The organism is Bradyrhizobium sp. CCBAU 051011, assembly GCF_009930815.1.
GTDB lineage: Bacteria > Pseudomonadota > Alphaproteobacteria > Rhizobiales > Xanthobacteraceae > Bradyrhizobium.
Window position 1 is genome coordinate 8,399,883 of record NZ_CP022222.1, and the last position, 18,669, is coordinate 8,418,551.

The 18,669-nt window shown below is 60.8% G+C and carries 19 protein-coding genes and 4 pseudogenes; 14 read left to right on the forward strand and 9 right to left on the reverse strand.

Annotated elements, in window-relative coordinates; all coding sequences use genetic code 11:
* Positions 1–426: 426 nt before the first annotated feature.
* A pseudogene (locus ACH79_RS43445) lies at positions 427–535 on the reverse strand (IS5/IS1182 family transposase); the annotation flags it as partial.
* 130 nt (positions 536–665) lie between these two features.
* On the opposite strand from ACH79_RS43445, the gene ACH79_RS39535 reads away from it, so the two are divergent.
* The 3 genes from ACH79_RS39535 to ACH79_RS39545 all read left to right on the forward strand — a co-directional run bounded on the left by ACH79_RS39535 (position 666) and on the right by ACH79_RS39545 (position 3,021).
* Entirely contained in the window at positions 666–1,013 is a 348-nt protein-coding gene (locus ACH79_RS39535) for a transposase (RefSeq protein ID WP_246738322.1), read from the forward strand.
* Positions 1,010–1,354 (forward strand): IS66 family insertion sequence element accessory protein TnpB, encoded by a 345-nt coding sequence (tnpB, locus tag ACH79_RS39540; protein WP_071916490.1) that lies wholly within the window; start codon positions 1,010–1,012, stop codon positions 1,352–1,354. Before ACH79_RS39535 ends, tnpB (ACH79_RS39540) begins: the two co-directional genes overlap by 4 nt.
* Before the next feature lie 74 nt (positions 1,355–1,428).
* Positions 1,429–3,021, forward strand: coding sequence for an IS66 family transposase (locus tag ACH79_RS39545; protein WP_161851783.1), 1,593 nt, complete (start codon positions 1,429–1,431; stop codon positions 3,019–3,021).
* A 26-nt stretch (positions 3,022–3,047) separates the two neighbouring features.
* Here ACH79_RS39545 and ACH79_RS45375 read toward each other — a convergent pair.
* The 3 genes and pseudogenes from ACH79_RS45375 to ACH79_RS39565 all read right to left on the reverse strand — a co-directional run.
* A pseudogene (locus ACH79_RS45375) lies at positions 3,048–3,264 on the reverse strand (transposase); the annotation flags it as partial.
* Between the two features lie 240 nt (positions 3,265–3,504).
* Entirely contained in the window at positions 3,505–5,046 is a 1,542-nt protein-coding gene (locus tag ACH79_RS39555; RefSeq protein WP_371419333.1) for a S10 family peptidase, read from the reverse strand.
* A 350-nt stretch (positions 5,047–5,396) separates the two neighbouring features.
* On the reverse strand, positions 5,397–6,143 hold the full coding sequence (locus ACH79_RS39565; RefSeq protein ID WP_202639128.1) for an alpha/beta fold hydrolase: 747 nt from the start codon (positions 6,141–6,143) through the stop codon (positions 5,397–5,399).
* Between the two features lie 479 nt (positions 6,144–6,622).
* Between ACH79_RS39565 and ACH79_RS39570 the strand changes: the two genes are divergently transcribed.
* The 6 genes and pseudogenes from ACH79_RS39570 to ACH79_RS39590 all read left to right on the forward strand — a co-directional run bounded on the left by ACH79_RS39570 (position 6,623) and on the right by ACH79_RS39590 (position 11,242).
* Positions 6,623–6,889, forward strand: coding sequence for a hypothetical protein (locus tag ACH79_RS39570; RefSeq protein WP_057856019.1), 267 nt, complete (start codon positions 6,623–6,625; stop codon positions 6,887–6,889).
* A 32-nt stretch (positions 6,890–6,921) separates the two neighbouring features.
* Positions 6,922–7,195, forward strand: a pseudogene (locus ACH79_RS44640) (IS3 family transposase); the annotation flags it as partial.
* Positions 7,196–8,220: 1,025 nt separating this feature from the next.
* Positions 8,221–8,487 carry a hypothetical protein gene (locus tag ACH79_RS39575; RefSeq protein ID WP_057856018.1) on the forward strand — a complete coding sequence of 89 codons (267 nt, stop codon included), beginning with the start codon at positions 8,221–8,223 and terminating at the stop codon, positions 8,485–8,487.
* 399 nt (positions 8,488–8,886) lie between these two features.
* The gene (locus tag ACH79_RS39580) at positions 8,887–9,234 is read left to right on the forward strand and encodes a transposase (protein ID WP_246738322.1); all 348 of its coding nucleotides are present in this window, start codon (positions 8,887–8,889) and stop codon (positions 9,232–9,234) included.
* Complete coding sequence (gene tnpB, locus ACH79_RS39585) at positions 9,231–9,575, forward strand: IS66 family insertion sequence element accessory protein TnpB (RefSeq protein WP_071916490.1); 345 nt, start codon at positions 9,231–9,233, stop codon at positions 9,573–9,575. The genes ACH79_RS39580 and tnpB (ACH79_RS39585) overlap by 4 nt, the downstream gene beginning before the upstream one ends.
* 74 nt (positions 9,576–9,649) lie before the next feature.
* Positions 9,650–11,242 carry an IS66 family transposase gene (locus ACH79_RS39590; protein WP_161851783.1) on the forward strand — a complete coding sequence of 531 codons (1,593 nt, stop codon included), beginning with the start codon at positions 9,650–9,652 and terminating at the stop codon, positions 11,240–11,242.
* Here the strand turns inward: ACH79_RS39590 and ACH79_RS39595 are convergent.
* On the reverse strand, positions 11,217–11,612 hold the full coding sequence (locus ACH79_RS39595) for a hypothetical protein (RefSeq protein WP_161855625.1): 396 nt from the start codon (positions 11,610–11,612) through the stop codon (positions 11,217–11,219). The two genes, ACH79_RS39590 and ACH79_RS39595, sit on opposite strands and share 26 nt — an antisense overlap.
* An 870-nt stretch (positions 11,613–12,482) precedes the next feature.
* On the opposite strand from ACH79_RS39595, the gene ACH79_RS39600 reads away from it, so the two are divergent.
* Positions 12,483–12,884: a hypothetical protein gene (locus ACH79_RS39600; protein WP_161855626.1), complete on the forward strand. Its 402-nt coding sequence runs from the start codon at positions 12,483–12,485 to the stop codon at positions 12,882–12,884.
* A gap of 148 nt (positions 12,885–13,032) precedes the next feature.
* Here the strand turns inward: ACH79_RS39600 and ACH79_RS39605 are convergent.
* Positions 13,033–13,973 (reverse strand): annotated as a pseudogene (locus ACH79_RS39605) (IS3 family transposase); the annotation flags it as partial.
* An 86-nt stretch (positions 13,974–14,059) separates the two neighbouring features.
* On the opposite strand from ACH79_RS39605, the gene ACH79_RS39610 reads away from it, so the two are divergent.
* From ACH79_RS39610 to ACH79_RS39625, 4 genes are read left to right on the forward strand one after another with little or no spacing between them, the layout of a single operon-like run.
* Entirely contained in the window at positions 14,060–14,521 is a 462-nt protein-coding gene (locus ACH79_RS39610) for a transposase (RefSeq protein WP_141343522.1), read from the forward strand.
* Positions 14,518–14,871 carry an IS66 family insertion sequence element accessory protein TnpB gene (tnpB, locus tag ACH79_RS39615; protein ID WP_069279868.1) on the forward strand — a complete coding sequence of 118 codons (354 nt, stop codon included), beginning with the start codon at positions 14,518–14,520 and terminating at the stop codon, positions 14,869–14,871. The genes ACH79_RS39610 and tnpB (ACH79_RS39615) overlap by 4 nt, the downstream gene beginning before the upstream one ends.
* A gap of 50 nt (positions 14,872–14,921) precedes the next feature.
* Positions 14,922–16,484, forward strand: a complete 1,563-nt coding sequence (locus tag ACH79_RS39620; RefSeq protein ID WP_161856372.1) for an IS66 family transposase — start codon at positions 14,922–14,924, stop codon at positions 16,482–16,484.
* A complete protein-coding gene (locus tag ACH79_RS39625) occupies positions 16,481–17,104 on the forward strand; it encodes a UPF0149 family protein (RefSeq protein ID WP_246738294.1) in 624 nt (207 codons plus the stop codon). Before ACH79_RS39620 ends, ACH79_RS39625 begins: the two co-directional genes overlap by 4 nt.
* Here the strand turns inward: ACH79_RS39625 and ACH79_RS39630 are convergent, their stop codons facing one another.
* The 3 genes from ACH79_RS39630 to ACH79_RS44900 all read right to left on the reverse strand — a co-directional run bounded on the left by ACH79_RS39630 (position 17,105) and on the right by ACH79_RS44900 (position 18,619).
* Positions 17,105–17,380, reverse strand: coding sequence for a transposase (locus tag ACH79_RS39630; RefSeq protein WP_161855628.1), 276 nt, complete (start codon positions 17,378–17,380; stop codon positions 17,105–17,107).
* A 937-nt stretch (positions 17,381–18,317) separates the two neighbouring features.
* Entirely contained in the window at positions 18,318–18,467 is a 150-nt protein-coding gene (locus tag ACH79_RS39635) for a hypothetical protein (RefSeq protein ID WP_156434591.1), read from the reverse strand.
* 20 nt (positions 18,468–18,487) lie between these two features.
* The gene (locus ACH79_RS44900; protein WP_256380291.1) at positions 18,488–18,619 is read right to left on the reverse strand and encodes a hypothetical protein; all 132 of its coding nucleotides are present in this window, start codon (positions 18,617–18,619) and stop codon (positions 18,488–18,490) included.
* Between the last annotated feature and the right edge of the window lie 50 nt (positions 18,620–18,669).

Here is an 18,669-nt window from a genome sequence, read left to right on the forward strand (position 1 = left end):
TCAGGAGAGATAGGCCGAGCTGCCGAGCATAGGTATACGCTGCGGCCACCTATTATAAAAAGCACTTCGCGGCTGCAGCTTTGCATCGCGCAAACAATCCATTCGGCGATGGCGGAGGCATTTGCCATCTATACTCTACGGCCTCCGATAGCTGAAGGTGGTCGATGGCATGTTCAATTGTACGGAGGTGGGCGACCGGTATCGAAAAGAGGGGACCTGCTATACGAAGGTTTACCTATGGAGGCTCTGCCCCACTTCGACCGGCTTGCCTGATCGAGGGGGCGCGTTGCGGCCTGTGCGACCGGAAGGAGTGTTTGCACACTTCCAGCGGCCGGCTTGCCCGTGGGTGTTTGCGATTCCTGAACCGCTCCTTTGAAAGGACCGATGGCGCTCCCGCAGCACCTTTCTGCCGTCTCAGCAGACCATGCTATCGACCACCGCCTGGATTTTGCTCGTCAAGCCGTCGCGTGACTTTTCCCACCAACTGGCGCTGGTTCCTTGTGATACAGGCGCCATGCTGATGTACGCGAACAATGAGGTGCGATGTAAGCGGCAAGGAAACCCCGTCTGGCGGAGTGGGTAAGCGATCGGCTATCGGCTGCTGAGTTTGTGAGCCGATGTGAGCTTCTATGTCTGCGCCTAGTTCTGGAACTAGAACCTTCCATATGATCGAAGCGGTCGCCGACCGTCTTGAGGGAACGCCGCGGCAGCTTCGCCGACGCTGGTCGGACGAGTTCAAAGCGCAAGTTGTGACAGAGGCGCTGGAGCCTGGCGCGAGCGTCTCGGCGATCGCCCGCCGGATCGGCATTCACCCGTCGCAGCTGTTCGCCTGGCGCCGTGATGCTCGGGCCGAGCGGCATTATCGCTCGCGGCACTCGAGTTGCGAGGGTGTGGTGGCGTCTGTGGCAGGCACAGTGATTGAGATTGCCATTGGCGAGGTGGTCGTGCGTGCCGGCGTGGACGTCGACGAGGCGCACTTGCAGCGGGTGATCCGGGCGGTGCGTTCGGCATGATTCCCTCGGGTGTGAAGGTGTTCCTCGCCAGCCATCCAGTCGACTTCCGCAAGGGTATCGATGGCCTTGTTGCGCTTGTGCGCGATGCGGGCTCAGATCCGTTCGACGGTGCGCTTTATGTCTTCCGGGCCAAAAGAGCCGACAGAATAAAGATCGTATGGTGGGATGGGTCCGGCGTGTGCCTCTATTTAAAGCGTCTTGAAAAGGCGAAGTTCTGCTGGCCGCGGATCGGGCATCATCGGGTGCAGCTCAACCCGGCGCAGTTGATGGCACTGGTGGATGGGATGGACTGGAAGCGGGTCCGGACCGTGGCGGTCAAGCCGCCGGAGATTGTTGGGTAAAAGCGCTGCGGCGAAGTGAATCAGTGAGCTGAAAGGGCAAGAGAAACGGGGCAAAATGTGCTCTGGTCGGGCCAATGACGCCGCCCGATCTCAACCTCCCGAATGACGTAGAGATGTTGAAAGCCATGGTGCTTGCCATGGCCGAGAAGGCGGCCCGCGCCGATGCTCTGGAGAGCGAAGTCGCCGATCTCAGGGCGCGCAACGCCGATGCCGATGCGCGCATCGAGCGGCTGACGCAGATCCTGAAGGCCTTCGACCGCGCCCGGTTCGGCCGACGATCGGAAAAGCTCGGCTCTGTGAACGGCGACGATGAACAGCGGGCCTTTGTCTTCGAGGAGATCGAGACCGGCATCGCCGCGATCAAGGCCCAGGTCAGCAAGGGCCGTGAGCAAGCGGAAGGCAAGCGTGCACCGCGCCGGCGCAAGGGCTTTGCACCCCATCTGGAACGGATCGAAACCGTCATTGAGCCGGAAGAGCTGGCTAAGCATGCCGGCAAGCAGAAGGTGCTGATCGGCGAGGACGTGTCGGAGCGCCTGGATGTGGTGCCAGCGAAGTTCCGTGTGATCGTCACGCGCCGTCCCAAGTATGCCTTCAAGAACGCGGACGGCGTAATCCAGGCGCCGGCCCCGGCCCATATCATTGAAGGAGGCATTCCGACGGAAGCGCTTCTGGCCCAGATCGCCGTCTCCAAATATGCCGATGGCCAGCCGCTCTACCGGCAGGAGGCCATCTACGCCCGCGACAAGGTCGGGCTCGACCGCCAGCTGATGGCGCAATGGATGGGCAAGCTCGGCTTCGAGCTGGAGATCGTAGCCGACTACATCTTCAGCGAGGTCAAGAAGGCCGAACGGGTCTTTGCCGACGAAACCACCTTGCCGACACTCGCTCCGGGCTCCGGATCGGCGAAGACGGCCTACTTATGGGCCTATGCCAGAGATGACCGAACCTTTGGCCGCAGCGGTCCCCCGATGGTGGCTTATCGCTTCGAAGACAGCCGCTCCGGCGAATGCGCGGTCCGGCATCTCAATGGTTATCGCGGCATCCTGCAGGTGGATGGCTATGCCGCCTATAACAAGTTGGCGCGACCCGATCGCGGCAATGATGGCATCACCTTGGCTGGCTGCTGGTCACACAGCAGACGCAAGTTCTACGAGCTGCATGTTGCAGGAAGCTCGAGAGTGGCAACGACGACGGTCGAGCGGATGGCAAAGCTCTGGCAGGTCGAGAAGACCGTGCGCGGTCAAAGCCCCGACGCACGCGTTGCCGCGCGCCAGCAAGCCTCCGCAGCGGTCGTCGCAGATCTCTTCGACCTCTGGCAGCAGAGCTTGCGGCGGATCTCCGGCAAATCAAAACTGGCCGAGGCGATCCGCTATGCCGTCTCGCGCCGTGCCATCTTCGAGCGCTTCCTGACCGATGGTCGCATCGAGCTCGACTCCAACATCGTCGAACGCGCCATCAGGCCACAAACAATTACGAGAAAGAATAGCCTCTTCGCTGGCAGCGACGGCGGCGGGCGAACCTGGGCGACCATCGCAACGCTGCTGCAGACAGCGAAGATGAACAACGTCGATCCGTTCGCCTGGCTCACCCTCACGCTTCAGCGTATCGCCAACGGCTGGCCGAGCAGCGAAATCGACGCGCTTATGCCATGGAACCACGCCGCCTGACGGCCTCAGCTTGCCGCTTACGGTGCGATCATCTGGACAGCGGCATCAAGGGCAGCGGCAAGAGCGTCCATGATCCGGCCACCCACACCCGCCCGCCGCCAGCGAACGAAGCGGTTCTAGCATGTGGTGTACGGACCAAACATTTCGGGAAGATCACGCCAAGGCGCTCCGGAGCGCAAGACCCAGAAGATGCCATTGATGACACGAAGGTCATTCACCCGAGGAAACGCCATCCGGCAGCATGGGCTTGATGGCAATCCATTCTTGGTCGGCGAGCGCGTAGCTCACCCCTATGGTCGACTATTGGATCAGTTAAGTCTAAACTTGCCCAACAAACAAGCTCCCGCTTAATCCTCTCGACTCACGATTGTCCTAGCCGGTCTGGCACCGATCGGAAGCGGGCGCGAGGATTTCATCGGCACTCGTTGAGAGATTATAAATGCTTGTGCGAAGGTGAGCTTGCTTGTGACCAAGTCGTCGGCGTTACTTCATCATCACTTCGACCTCTGCACGAAAAGCCTGGCGCGAGGCGTCTCGTGAATAGAACATATGGCCGCCGGGAAAGACTACAAGCTTGACGCGAGGTGACGAGGCAAATGGCGGCAATTGATCGAGCACGATCTGTGATTCGAGATAAGGCGTGACGAGGTCAAACAGGCCATGCCCGACCAGCAATTTCAACTTCCGGTCCGTTGCCAGGATCTGGCGCAGCTCCGAAACCGACTCCGGAGGGCTGCGGCCGAAATCCCAAGCCTGCGCGACCGTGCGGTTGAGCAGCTCATACGAGCCGTCCGGCCGCCAGTTAAGCTTGCGCGTAAGGAGGTCGACAGTGGCGCTGGTCAGAGGCGCCAGCAGCGTATCGCTCGAGGGATCGCCGGAAAGGCGGAAATCGGAGTCCGGATACGGATCGAGGCCGCGCACCGAGGCGTCATAATTGCCGATTAACTTGCCGTTCTTACGATCGAACTCACGGCGGAACTCGGCAAGGTCGAAACGGCCCGCGAGCCTGCGACTCACCGCCTGGTCGATGCCGGTCAGCGCCGCGGTCTTGTCGGCCAGACGCGTGGTCGCTTCCTTGTCCGCCTGGCCTTTGATGAGATCGCTCAGAAACTCGCCGCGTGCATAAGCTTCCACGTCGGCGAGATCGGCTCGCTTTACCGGACCCTTGGCTTCACGTAGGGTCGCGACATAGCTTGGCAGCCTTGCGACGTATTGCAGCAAGCTCGTGCGGGCAAACTGGCTGGAGTCGAACACTGGCGAGAGCATGATCAAGCCCTTGACGCCTATGCCCTGCCGCATCTGTAACTGGTCGACAACCTTTGGCCCGCGAATGCCACCATAGCTTTCACCCGCGATGTACTTCGGCGACAACAGCCGGTCATGCTTTTCGAGCCAGCGGCGGACCACCAGCGCGAGCGCGTTGACGTCGCCCTCAACGGAATAGAGCCGCTTGCGCGCATCATCGCCGGTCCCGGTCCCCACGAAACGGCTGTAGCCGGTGCCTACGGGGTCGAGAAACACCAGATCGGTGAAATCGAGCCAAGTTTCCGCGTTTGGCCTCACCTCCGGAAATGTCGATGGCGTGACCTCGTCAGCATTGATCGGCAACCGCCACGGTCCGGCACTGCCGAGCTGCAGCCAGGCCGATGATGCGCCCGGTCCGCCGTTGAAGAAGAATGTTACCGGGCGCGTGCCGCGATCCGTGCCGTCAAGTTGATAGGAGGTATAGACGATGTCGGCCTGTGGCTCGCCCTTGTCGTCGAACAGGCGGATGGAGCCGGCGGTCGCGACGAAAGAGAGCGTCCGCCCAGGGAGCTCAAGCGTGTGCCTGCTGCTGGAGTCCGGCGGGAGGCGATGCTGCTCGGGCGTCGACGGCATACTCGGCGTTTGGCCGGCGTCACCCTTCTGGCCGGCCGGCGTCGTGAGCTGGGCGGGCGGCCGATCGTCGGCGCCCGCGCTCCACATTATCCCGCAGGCAAACAGGATCAGCGCAGGAAAGGTGCGGCGCACCGCGGTCAATTGCATCGAGTTTCTCCTGTCCCGGCGCGCACCTTGAGCGCGAGGCGTGTCTATCAAAACGGCTCTAACCACTAGCTCACGTCGGGGAACAACAAAACCTACTCAATCCAGTAGCCGTCATCATGGTACCTGATCAACCCAGGCGCGAGCCTGTCATTTCCTAACAAATCTAACAGCGTGACGCCTGACAGCTACAGCAAACGCTCCTACAGAAGGCGCAATGTTAGCAAGGGCTGCTTCTGCCGGCTCAAGGATTTCCGGCGCGTTACAACTCGCTACGACAAGTTTGCGAGAAACTTCTTGGGTGCCGTTTACCTCGCCGCCATCGTCACCTATTGGATAATTGAGTCTGGCTCCTAGTTCAGCTTTGCCAAGAAGGAGTTGATCGCGTCAGCACCTTGTTTTGGCTGCTGGCACATCCACCAATGACCTGCCCCTTCTAAAATCGCGACCTTTGCGCCGGCGCGCTCGGCACAACGGCGCGCGAGCGTCTGCCCGCCGCAGTAATGGTCTTCTGTCGCGATCAGCGCTAGGCCAGGTTTGGCGGCTGCCCGTGGCAAGCCAGTCCCGAGATCGCGCATGATCGGTTGCGCGGCCGATCTGTACAGCGCCAGGATTGCCCTGCCCATCTCGCCGTTCGCACCAGCAGCGACCTTCCGCGCGATCGCCGCGGTCATGCCCAAGCTCTCGTACCGCCGGGCTAGCGCTTCGGCCGGCATGCTTGCCATTTGCGCAACCGCTTGCTCTCCGACCTGTGGCGTCTGCCAAGCCTGCGCCAAGTCGTGCCAGACGTAATCGGGGTGGAACGCGCCCAGAATATCGACCGCCCAGGATCGTATTAGACCCGGATAGTCCATCGCAATGCGCATGACATGTCCCCCACCCCAGTCATGCCCCACGAGATCAATCGGTTGCGCCAAGTTCCCGAGTTCGCCAACAAGCCAGTTGCGATAAGCATCAACAGAACAGTCAAAGCCGGGTGGGAGAGCTGACCCAAATCCGGGCGGAGAGAGACGAATAATCTTTTGGTCGCTCAGATGCGGGACCAGATCGTCCCAGATCGCCTCGGTTTCAGGATTTCCGTGAACAAGAACGATGGCCATCGCGAGTTTCCCTCAAAGCAACTCTGTCGCACAACCCCTCGATAGCACTGCCACAAAGAATGTTGCGCCACTGGTGACAGCGATGCGTCGCGCACATTGGCTTCCCCAACCGTCGCCTCTAAAAGTCCATCGCCCAATAGTGGCGTGCGTGACAACAACGCCAAAGTTCGTCGCTTGGCAACTGCGAGAATTGGCGGTGCAAGAAAGCTTTGTCGGCTGTTGGCGCATCGCGACATATTGCGCTAGCGGCACGAACTTGGTCGCTATCGGAGCAAAGCGGACGTGTCACAGTGACACGACGCCGCGGGGGTTTATAGGTACACGGCCTCAGCCCCACCGTGAAGCTCATGTCCCTTGGATCATCATAAATCTGGACACGGTCTTCCAAAGGTTTCCTGCGAAGAGGACTAGAAGTTATGAACTGCTCAACGGCGCGGTCGGCGAGCCTGGGATTTCAACGGCAGCCCCCGCAATCGCTTTTGGAGCTGCGCCAGATCCTTGCGACGGACGCGAAGATGCGCGTACTGGTCGGGCATGGCCTGTTCGATCTTGCCATGCCCTATTTCGGCTCGAAGATGGTGCTCGATCAGTTGGCCGCCTACGCCTCAGCGCCGCGGATCAGACTCGTGTTTTTTCCAGGCGGTCACATGTTCCATTCACGCAACCCCTCGCGCCAGGCTTTTCGCACAGAGGTCGAAACGATGATCAGGTACGGGCGTGTGCTCATCGAGCCGGCCGCGAACTAAGTCGGAAGTTTGTCCGCGAATCAGGAAAGACGATGAGCAGACGTGCGCGCCGGCACCCGTCATTCGAGGCCAAGGTAGCGTTAGCCCTGATTTGAGGCGGGATGGAGCTGACCCAGCTGATTCAGCATTTCGACGTGCATGCGAAGCAGATCACGCAATGGAAGCAGGATGTGGGCCTAGGTAGTTGGTGCTGATCCCGGCAACAGAACGAGCGCATGCGCGATCGATGTAGAGACGCTGCACGCCACAATCGGGGAGCTGAGACTGGAGAACGATTTTTCAGAAGGCGCCCTTAGCAAAGCCCGGCTGCTGAGCGCAAAGCGAGGGGCGGCTATGGGTACTACTGCTCAAAGGCAAAAGCTACCCTGAGCTGGCGGGTCTCGCGCCAAAGCGCCAGTACCGTGTGCGGACGGTCGTGCGGCCTCAATGCCAACGTGATTATTGGTACGTGCCCGCTGTTGCGCTGACAGTCAGTGTTGACGCCAAAACCTGATGGTACCACTATCGAAACCAACGATAATAGCTTGCTGCAAACGTTCGGCGTGGCAGGTCTCTATCTATCGCGTGTATCGCCGCTGGGGCGAAAGACCCTATCGTACTGGCCAGAAGTGTGTCGGGCGGTGGACGCACTCAGCTTCGGGTCGAGATCGCCGGCTCTACGCTAGAAGGTCACCACTTATTTCCATTGTGGCCTGTTCGCGACCGCCTGGCTACGCGTCCGGCGGCGGCCCATTCGCGAGCCGGCTAATGAGACCTCGGCGAGCAAACGCGCTGATGTCGATTGGCCCGCCGTGCACTTGTCGCTTTAACGACCCCACTCCTCGACATCACTTAATCCAAGTCGCTCAGATCATAGGCATGTTCTAGGAGGAAGCGGCCGGCATCTTCGATGAGATTGGCGGCGGCGCCATGTCTCCCAGCTCAGAGCAGTCACGGATGCGGGTCAACTGGGATGCCGGCACCACATTCGGCGCTCTCACCACTGTGCTGTTGTACGGTCTTAGATCCGGATCTGCTCAGCTCTTTATTGATTTACCGCAAGGTGCCCTCCGCAAGACATCCATATTAATTGCCGTGGAATGTGGAGCGGAAGTGGCCACGTTACAGACCATAGGCCTCCGGCCTTCAGACATACGGTCTATCAGCCGATGGAGTTCGATCAATATCGCCGAGCTTGACGTCGATGCTCCTGCTTCCGGCCGTGGACTATAAGAAAGCGATGGCATGGCTTGACCACCGAACGCACTTTGCCGGCGAGAGCTGCGCTTGCCCCTACCGGGCGCCGACCCCCAGCAGCGTAGTTCGCGGACTGGCCTAGCGAACCGACCCTGATGCCCCTGCAATTCCATCGCGCCGTCGAAGACATGGAGATATGGAGCGCAAGCAGCGACAAATATTCGTTCGTGATCAGCTTCCAGCGCCCCACCGGTCCTGGCTTTCGCGGAAGGTTGGGCTACGTCGCATCGTGGCGTCCGCTTCACCGGGGCCGGGGCGCGATCAGGGTTCTCGGCTTGCCCCTCCAAAGTTTCGCCGAGGCCGAGGCCGCCTGCAACACCATGCTGAATTATCTGAAGGACGACACTGATTCCAGTCGCTAGCAAATTTGAAGCCTCGCTGAAATGACGCGATCGCTCCGCCTGCCGCCCAGGATATCCGCACGATCAACTCGCAGCGCTCAAACCAGCCGTCTGAGGGTGCATCCCCGACAAAGAGGACAAAACAGTCGTCTGCACTTTGCGAATCCGCCAATACGTGCATGCTTAAGAAGGCCGCATGCAGGCGCTGACGGAGCTCGCTCGCGCCCTCGAGCCGTCTAGGGACGGGCGAGGATCCCATCGAAGGATCAACGGACCTTTTCTCTCTGACAAGGGAGCCACGTAAGCGGCAAGGAAACCCCGTCTGGCGGAGTGGGTAAGCGATCGGCTATCGGCTGCTGAGTTTGTGAGCCGATGTGAGCTTCTATGTCTGCGCCTAGTTCTGGAACTAGAACCTTCCATATGATCGAAGCGGTCGCCGACCGTCTTGAGGGAACGCCGCGGCAGCTTCGCCGACGCTGGTCGGACGAGTTCAAAGCGCAAGTTGTGACAGAGGCGCTGGAGCCTGGCGCGAGCGTCTCGGCGATCGCCCGCCGGATCGGCATTCACCCGTCGCAGCTGTTCGCCTGGCGCCGTGATGCTCGGGCCGAGCGGCATTATCGCTCGCGGCACTCGAGTTGCGAGGGTGTGGTGGCGTCTGTGGCAGGCACAGTGATTGAGATTGCCATTGGCGAGGTGGTCGTGCGTGCCGGCGTGGACGTCGACGAGGCGCACTTGCAGCGGGTGATCCGGGCGGTGCGTTCGGCATGATTCCCTCGGGTGTGAAGGTGTTCCTCGCCAGCCATCCAGTCGACTTCCGCAAGGGTATCGATGGCCTTGTTGCGCTTGTGCGCGATGCGGGCTCAGATCCGTTCGACGGTGCGCTTTATGTCTTCCGGGCCAAAAGAGCCGACAGAATAAAGATCGTATGGTGGGATGGGTCCGGCGTGTGCCTCTATTTAAAGCGTCTTGAAAAGGCGAAGTTCTGCTGGCCGCGGATCGGGCATCATCGGGTGCAGCTCAACCCGGCGCAGTTGATGGCACTGGTGGATGGGATGGACTGGAAGCGGGTCCGGACCGTGGCGGTCAAGCCGCCGGAGATTGTTGGGTAAAAGCGCTGCGGCGAAGTGAATCAGTGAGCTGAAAGGGCAAGAGAAACGGGGCAAAATGTGCTCTGGTCGGGCCAATGACGCCGCCCGATCTCAACCTCCCGAATGACGTAGAGATGTTGAAAGCCATGGTGCTTGCCATGGCCGAGAAGGCGGCCCGCGCCGATGCTCTGGAGAGCGAAGTCGCCGATCTCAGGGCGCGCAACGCCGATGCCGATGCGCGCATCGAGCGGCTGACGCAGATCCTGAAGGCCTTCGACCGCGCCCGGTTCGGCCGACGATCGGAAAAGCTCGGCTCTGTGAACGGCGACGATGAACAGCGGGCCTTTGTCTTCGAGGAGATCGAGACCGGCATCGCCGCGATCAAGGCCCAGGTCAGCAAGGGCCGTGAGCAAGCGGAAGGCAAGCGTGCACCGCGCCGGCGCAAGGGCTTTGCACCCCATCTGGAACGGATCGAAACCGTCATTGAGCCGGAAGAGCTGGCTAAGCATGCCGGCAAGCAGAAGGTGCTGATCGGCGAGGACGTGTCGGAGCGCCTGGATGTGGTGCCAGCGAAGTTCCGTGTGATCGTCACGCGCCGTCCCAAGTATGCCTTCAAGAACGCGGACGGCGTAATCCAGGCGCCGGCCCCGGCCCATATCATTGAAGGAGGCATTCCGACGGAAGCGCTTCTGGCCCAGATCGCCGTCTCCAAATATGCCGATGGCCAGCCGCTCTACCGGCAGGAGGCCATCTACGCCCGCGACAAGGTCGGGCTCGACCGCCAGCTGATGGCGCAATGGATGGGCAAGCTCGGCTTCGAGCTGGAGATCGTAGCCGACTACATCTTCAGCGAGGTCAAGAAGGCCGAACGGGTCTTTGCCGACGAAACCACCTTGCCGACACTCGCTCCGGGCTCCGGATCGGCGAAGACGGCCTACTTATGGGCCTATGCCAGAGATGACCGAACCTTTGGCCGCAGCGGTCCCCCGATGGTGGCTTATCGCTTCGAAGACAGCCGCTCCGGCGAATGCGCGGTCCGGCATCTCAATGGTTATCGCGGCATCCTGCAGGTGGATGGCTATGCCGCCTATAACAAGTTGGCGCGACCCGATCGCGGCAATGATGGCATCACCTTGGCTGGCTGCTGGTCACACAGCAGACGCAAGTTCTACGAGCTGCATGTTGCAGGAAGCTCGAGAGTGGCAACGACGACGGTCGAGCGGATGGCAAAGCTCTGGCAGGTCGAGAAGACCGTGCGCGGTCAAAGCCCCGACGCACGCGTTGCCGCGCGCCAGCAAGCCTCCGCAGCGGTCGTCGCAGATCTCTTCGACCTCTGGCAGCAGAGCTTGCGGCGGATCTCCGGCAAATCAAAACTGGCCGAGGCGATCCGCTATGCCGTCTCGCGCCGTGCCATCTTCGAGCGCTTCCTGACCGATGGTCGCATCGAGCTCGACTCCAACATCGTCGAACGCGCCATCAGGCCACAAACAATTACGAGAAAGAATAGCCTCTTCGCTGGCAGCGACGGCGGCGGGCGAACCTGGGCGACCATCGCAACGCTGCTGCAGACAGCGAAGATGAACAACGTCGATCCGTTCGCCTGGCTCACCCTCACGCTTCAGCGTATCGCCAACGGCTGGCCGAGCAGCGAAATCGACGCGCTTATGCCATGGAACCACGCCGCCTGACGGCCTCAGCTTGCCGCTTACGGAGCCACCGACTGAGTAGGCCGTTCACCGCCATCGGCTGACCGACTAGGATCATGTCAATCACTTCATGTCGGACCATCCGAGCGTCGTCAGCCGGTAGCAGGTGGCGTATTGCAACGCGCAGCTCTCGCGAATGTGCAATAATTGATGTGCTGAAGTTTGATGCACATAACAGAAACGCCTTGCTCGAGATCATTTTCTGCAGGCGGCATCGTGCCAACGCTGCATGGTCGAGGATCAACTGAGCCATCACCTCGTGAGGACCGCCTGCGCTCCAGCCGGCAGCTCCGGCCACGCGGTTACCAATAGCGTTGGCATCGTCTTCCTGACATGCTGTCTTGCGCGCCACGAGTCCCTCCCCGATCCTGGTTGCGAGAGGCTCCGGATGGCGCCAGAAACCAGGGCAGCTGCTGGCATTCGATCCCGAGGCGAGCTCGAGAATTGGAGAGAGCGCCGCAAGTGCGTCGACGCTGCGAAACGGCTGAACTGTCACAGGTTGAGGGTGAGGACCATATCCGCCGATCGAAGATCCATGCTGGAACCTACAGCAACGATCCGCTTGCGATCCATCCAGCGTGCAGCGAAAGACGGTAGCATCATCCTTGCCGACAGCTCCGTGAGTGAACTCGGCGACCAAACCAAGGAGGATGCCGATAAGAACCCTCGCGAAGGCCAGTCCTATGGACGGCCTCAATTAAAACGAGGAAGGGCCTCACGGCGCGGTAGGCAATCGGCCGCTAATCTTGCTGCACAACCACATCCGCGCCACCAGCCGGCCAACGTGATCAGGGCAAATTCTAGCTTCAGGTAGTCCCAAAATTCGGTCTCGCCGCACCACGCCCCGAGAGCCAAACTGCTGCTGGATCCAGTGGCAGGTCAACCGGAGCCATCACTGTTCACGAATGAAACAGTGCTGCCCTTCAAGCGGCAACTAGGCTAAGACGACCTCGATGATCTTCAACCTGTGTTGCTAGAGCAAGCGGCCAAGCTCGCGCGTGACACACGATCCAACCAGAGTCTTCAAATACACCTTGATCAGATGGCGAGCTTCACATTGTCCCTTGGAGACAAACGCTTAGCGGCATCATCCTACTTCTTTATCGTGATCAAGCGCTACCAAATATGATAGGTACGACCTGTTGGTGGTTGTGATACTTTCCTGATGGTTCATGATCGAAGCTGAGTAGCATTGCAATCCTTTCAGGCCAGGAGATGTCGAATGCCCGCGATAACAACCGGAGACGAGAAACGCGAACGACAGACACGCCCAGAGCCCGCACTGGCGCCAGCATCAGCCTCTGATAAAGGTGGCGCCGCGCATGGCACTGGAGAATCGGCAGAAGCCGCATCGCGCATTTCACTTATGTTTCCGGTCTGGCAAACATCGATCGAATCGACAGCAAATCTGTTCGCAGCGGCACTAAACGATGGACTCAAACTGATTGCTTCCTCTCTGCACGTTCAGGCCACTTATCTCAAAAATGTTGCCGACTCCAAAACTCCCTCTGACCTACTGAGGTGCCACCTGGATCTTGCGGAGCAATCCTGGTCGAAATCGTTCAGTCAAGGCTCGAAGATGTTGGATCATTTTAGAACGCACCCATCATCTGCGGTAAGGTAAGCTATCGCCAAGATCGAATAGGGACCGCGCTCTATTCCCTGCGGGGCGGTACATGCGGCTGGCGATCGTATAGAGCGCCTTCAATGGCTCCAACCGGACCCGTCCGCTACCGCCTATGGTTGATCTTCCCCCGAAAAAATGGACAGGGTTAAGCTGCTTTTAGCTCCATCTCGATCGGGCTGATAAAGCCGATGGCGGAGTGACGACGAGTCCGATTGTAGAAGCCCTCGATATAGGCAAAGATATCCCGTGTGGCTTCTGCCCGTGTTGCATAGTGCCTGTGGTGGACGAGCTCCGTCTTGAGCGTGTGAAAGAAGCTCTCCATCGGAGCATTGTCATAGCAGTCGCCCTTGCGGCTCATTGACGCCCTGAGGCCGGCGGATTGCATCAGCTTGCGGTAATCCGCCGAGGCATATTGAACGCCGCGATCGGAATGGTGGATCAGGCCGGCACTTGACCGCTGCGCCGAGATCGCCATCCGCAAAGCCGCCAAGGGCAGGTCGGCGCGCAAATGATCCGCCATCGCCCAGCCGACAATCCTGCGGCTGTACAGATCCATGACGGCGGCCAGATAGAGCCAACCCGGATCGGTCTCGATGTAGGTGATATCGGCCAGCCAGATCTGGTTCCGAGCAGTGGCGATGAAGTTGCGGTCGAGCAGATTCGGGGCGATCGGCAGGTCGTGGCGGCTGTCGGTGGTCCGCACCCGGCGTGGCCGCGCCATGATGGCCCTGATGCCGTGACGCCGCATCAACCGCTCGATGCGACCACGGCTCGCCCCGCGGCCCTGAGCCTTCAACTCGACATGGATACGCGGGCTGCCATAACGCCCGCGGGTGTCGCGGTGGACCCGCCTGATGTCGTCGACGAGGTCACGATTGGCAGCAGATCGTCGGCTCTCCGGGCGCGAGCGCCAGGCATAATAGCCGGCCGGCGAGACGCCGAGCACGTCGCACAGGAGCGTCACCGGATAGTCGGCGCGGCGATCTTCGATGAAGCGGAATCTCATGTCCGTGTTCCAGCAAAGATCGCGATCGACTTTTTTAAAATGTCGCGCTCCATGCGCAGCCGCTCGTTCTCTCGCTGCAAAGTAACCGGCATGAGGGCCTCACCTCGCAGTGACGAAGCTTGTCTGCGATACAGGCTGGCAAGAGCTGATCGGTGGAGGTGGCGCGATGGCAAATGCCATGCTTGATGCCAGGCAGGAAGGTGACTCTTATCGCCGCGTTGAGGTGATCACTGGGGAGCGCCGGCGGCGACGGTGGACGAGCGAGGAGAAGGCCCGGATCGCGGCAGAGAGCTTTGAGGAGGGGGCGAACATCTCCGAGGTGGCGCGGCGCAATGGCGTTTCTCGCGGACTGCTCACGGTGTGGCGCCGCCAGGTAGCGGCGGCGCTGGCCGGCAAAGCCCAGAACTTCGTGCCTATCCAAATTGGCGCCGAGAGCGATGGCGGGAGGGTTGGCAAGTCCGAGTGTATTTCGCCGGTACAGACGAAGCCCGTGGAGATTGCCACGCCGCCGGCCAAGGTCTGTGGAGTGGTCGAGATCGAGGTGAACGGGGCGCGCATCCGGGTCGAGCCGGGGGTGGAACTGGCGACGCTTTCGGTGGTGCTATCGGCGCTTCGAGGGATCCGGTGATTGCTCTACGGTCAGACCTCAAGGTGGTGCTGGCGGCCCAGCCGGTCGACTTTCGTAAGTCGGTGCATACGCTGTCGGCGCTGGTGAGCGAAGCACTGCGCGCGAACCCATATTGCGGCGACGTCTTCGTGTTCCGCAGCAAGCGCATGGACAGAGTGAAGCTTCTGGCGTGGGACGGCAGCGGCATGGTGTTGGTAACGAAGTGGTTGCACCAGGGGCGTTTCACCTGGCCGCCGATCCGCGACGGCGTTGTGCATCTCAGTGCGACGCAGCTTGCGATGCTACTCGACGGGCTCGAGTGGACGCGTGTGTCGCCCAAGCCTGTGAAGCAGCCGGCCATTGTCGGCTGAGAAGTGAGGATTTCACTGGAGCATGGGTCGCACGGATGTATCGTCTGGTCATGGCGATTCGCCCCGACACTCTCCCGACCGATCCGGCAGCTCTGACCGAGATGGTGCTCGCGCTTGACGCTGAGAACGAGACGCTGCGCGTAGCAATGCAAACGTTCAAGGACATGATCTTCGGGAAGCGCTCGGAGCGGCTTGCCGCGCTCGTGGCCGAGCAGCTCGCGCTTGAGCTTGGCGATCTTGAGACCGACGTCACGCCGCCTGCAGCTGCCAACGACGATGCAGCTGCGGCAAAGCCGCCCGGCAAGCCACTGCGGAAGAAGGCGCGCCGCAACATCGGCGCGCTTCCAAAGCACCTGCCGCGCTGTGAGCATGTGCTGGAGCCGGAGGCGACCGCATGCCCGTGTTGCCAGGGCCAGCTTCACAAGATCGGCGAGGACGTCAGCGAGGTGCTGGACATCATCCCGGCGATCCTGCGGGTGCTGCGGACGGTCCGTCCCAAGTACGGCTGCCGCCGCTGCACCGATGGTGTGATCCAGGCGAAGGTGCTGCCGCGCCTGATCGAGAGCGGCATGGCTTCGACCGCACTCGTGAGCCACGTGGTAGTCTCGAAGTTCGCCTGGTATCTGCCGCTGTACCGACAGGTGCAAATTCTGGCCGGCCAGGGTGTCCATCTCGACCGGGCGACGCTTGCCGGCTGGGTGAAGCGTGCGGCCTGGTGGCTCAGGAGCCTCTATGCGCTTCAGCTGCGCACGATCCAGACCGCGCCGCGCCTGTTCTGCGACGAGACGCCGATGCCGGTGCTCGATCCCGGACGACATCGCCCGCGCATCTGCCAGTTCTGGGCGCATGCCATGGATGACCGGCCATGGGGCGGTCCCTCGCCGCCGGCGGTGGCCTACGTGTTCGCCGACGGCCGCGGCACGGCGGAGATCGCCAGACAGTTGATGGGCTTTTCCGGCATTCTGCAGGTCGACGGTTATGCCGCCTACAAAGCGCTCGCCCGCGATCATGGCGGCGCGATCCAACTCGCCTTTTGTCTCGCCCACGCCCGCCGCAAATTCGTCGAGGTGTATAAGACGACCCAGTCGCCGTTCGCGCGCGAAGTGATCGAGCGCCTGCAGGCGGTCTATGCCATCGAAGCAGAGATCCGTGGCAGCAGTGCCGAGCAGCGGCTGGCCACCCGCGGCACCAGGTCCGCTCCATTGATGGAGGCGCTCAGGACGCGCCTGACCGCAATGGTCGGCCAGCTCTTCTCCCAATCGAAGCTGGCGGAGGCCATCAACTACGCACTCAATCACTGGGACGGGTTGACGCTGTTTCTCCGCAACGGCCGTGTCGAAGTTGACAGCAACACAGTCGAGCGTTCCATGCGCCCGATTGCGATGGGAAGACGCAACTCATTGTTCAGCGGCAGCGAAGGCGGCGCCGAGAGCTGGGCGATCCTGGCGTCGCTCGTGAACACGGCAAAACTCCATGAGCTCGATCCGCAGGCCTACCTGACCGATGTGCTGGAGCGCATCGTGTCTGGGCGAACCAAGAGCCATCAGCTGCACGAGCTGCTCGCCTGGAACTGGAAGGCGGCGCGCCGGCACACACCGCAGGCAGCGGCATGAGCCCACGTCGCCATAAGGCAGCATCGTCGATGGCGTCAGCCGCGATGTCGCTTGCGGAGCTCGAGCGATGGCTCCAGGATCGCGTCGATCGCCATCCTGCCGCCACCAGCATTCCCATGCTCGACGGCTATACCGCCGCGATCGTGGCCGGACCGGTGTCGATGAGCCCGCTCGATTGGATCTGCCCGCTGCTCGCGATCGATGCCGACGCTTTCAACCATGGCGGCACGCCGGAGTTCGCCGCGATCTCCGCCGTCGCGCTGCGCCACAACGACATCAGCAACACCCTCTCGACTGCCCCCGATCGGTTCGAGCCGATGCACCGGCGCGACCCCAGCGGCAACATCGATGCGCATCCCTGGTGCCAGGGTTTCTATGCTGCGATGCGGCTCAGACTGTCGGCGTGGGCGCCGTTGCTCGACGTCAACAACGTCAATCACGGCCTGCTGCTGCCCATCCTGCTGCATTGTCGCGACGATCAGGCCCGTCCGCTGCTCGGACCGCCACGAAGCGGTCGCAAAACCGAGGATTTCCTCCGTAACGCCTACCTCGATATCCCAGCCGTCGTCGAGGCGCTGCGCCAGCACTGGATGCCCATCCGCTACGCCCGCGACCGCTAATCATCGCGGACGTGGGAGCTCATACCGGTTACGCTGCAAACGCGCGATCTCTGCCGCGTGGTCCGCCGACGGCAGCGTCGCCTGCGTTGTGGGGCGCCGCGTCGCCGCCGTCGGCTCCAGCCGAGCCCCTCGCTGCTCCATCCACCGCCGCAGCACGGAATCGCGCAGCCCAAGCTCCTTGGCAACAGATCCGATCGAGCGCCCGCTCGACGCTACGAGATCAACCGCTTGCCGCTTGTAGTCGTCCGTAAACGACCGACGTTGACGTCCTTCCATCCGACACCTCCTGGCTCTTCGAGCCTACTACAGGTGTCCATCAATTCGGAGGAGGTTCAGGTTGACTATGAATTCCACCTACCAGAGTTGCTTACGTTTGTACCTCCTAGCCACATTGACCGAGCGATCCACCCCTCGCAAATTGCATCTCAATGTAGTCCAGCGTAAAAGAGCGGGACCGCTAATTCAAACGATGCGTCGACAACCGGAGATAATCCCCTCACTGGGTGACCAACCGGCTTCGGTGCGCAACTTGGCTCACTGCGTGATCACGATGCCTCTCCAGCTTGAGGGCGGCCTCGGCGAGCTGTACTTGCGCTCTACTGCCGCAATGATGGGGTGGACGGCCCCCGAACGGCATCGATGTACCAGACCGAGAAGCCGCTCTTCAGCGCAGAGCGTTTCCACATCAATGTTGAGAAGGTCCTCGGGCTTCGAGCAACGGGATAAAAGGTTCACGCGTCAGCATCTCTGCTCACGCGAAAGCACGTAACACTCTATCTGATCGTCTTCTCTATACATGATTGATTCGCCGCACTACCGCGCCAAACTGCGCGCTTCTAAGAGGGAGTGCGGCGGGTCGAGTTGCTTTCAGTTACCAGTTGAGCTGCTTAGTAGTTTCGTCAGCATCTGCCTGACAGGCCGACTCATAAACGGCCTTGTCATCCATCCGAATGCACCTACCGCCAATACGCTAACCGTAAAAAAGCCAAGCGCACTCCAAACAGCCATTTTCATTGTAGGTCCCTCCTGCTTCTGTTGAGTAGTTTGGCCAAAAACGTCCTGCGAGGCACCTACCAAAATTGGCTACGGGCGGGTATCAACGTTGCGCTGTGGTTGCCGAACACGTTGGTTGCGATGTTAGCAAGTGAACACGGGAACACTTGGAGTCCGAGATGGCGACCCGCGCACGTATTCGTTGCATTTAAAAGAGGCATCAGAACAGCGCTCCGACGCGCGACGCAGTCTTACCGCGGATGATCCACGTCGCGCCCGGATCGATGTCGACGAAGCAGATCAGCCACATATCGACCCATTTTTCTTCATCGGTCCGCAAGACGCCCGGCGGCTTGCGATCATAGATCATGCGGCGCTCCTGGCTTTTACTTATTCGGCGGCGTGCTGCTCTCGTGCGTTTTCGCATACTCCTTCCGGCTGATAGCGTTTCGGTGAAGCCGTCGAGCGCGGTGTCGACGCCTCGATGATGGCTTGGAGCCGCATCTTCATCACGTGCGCCATCAGTTCAGATCCTTCAGTCAGTCTGTCCGCCGCTCCAGCGGTTGCAGCCG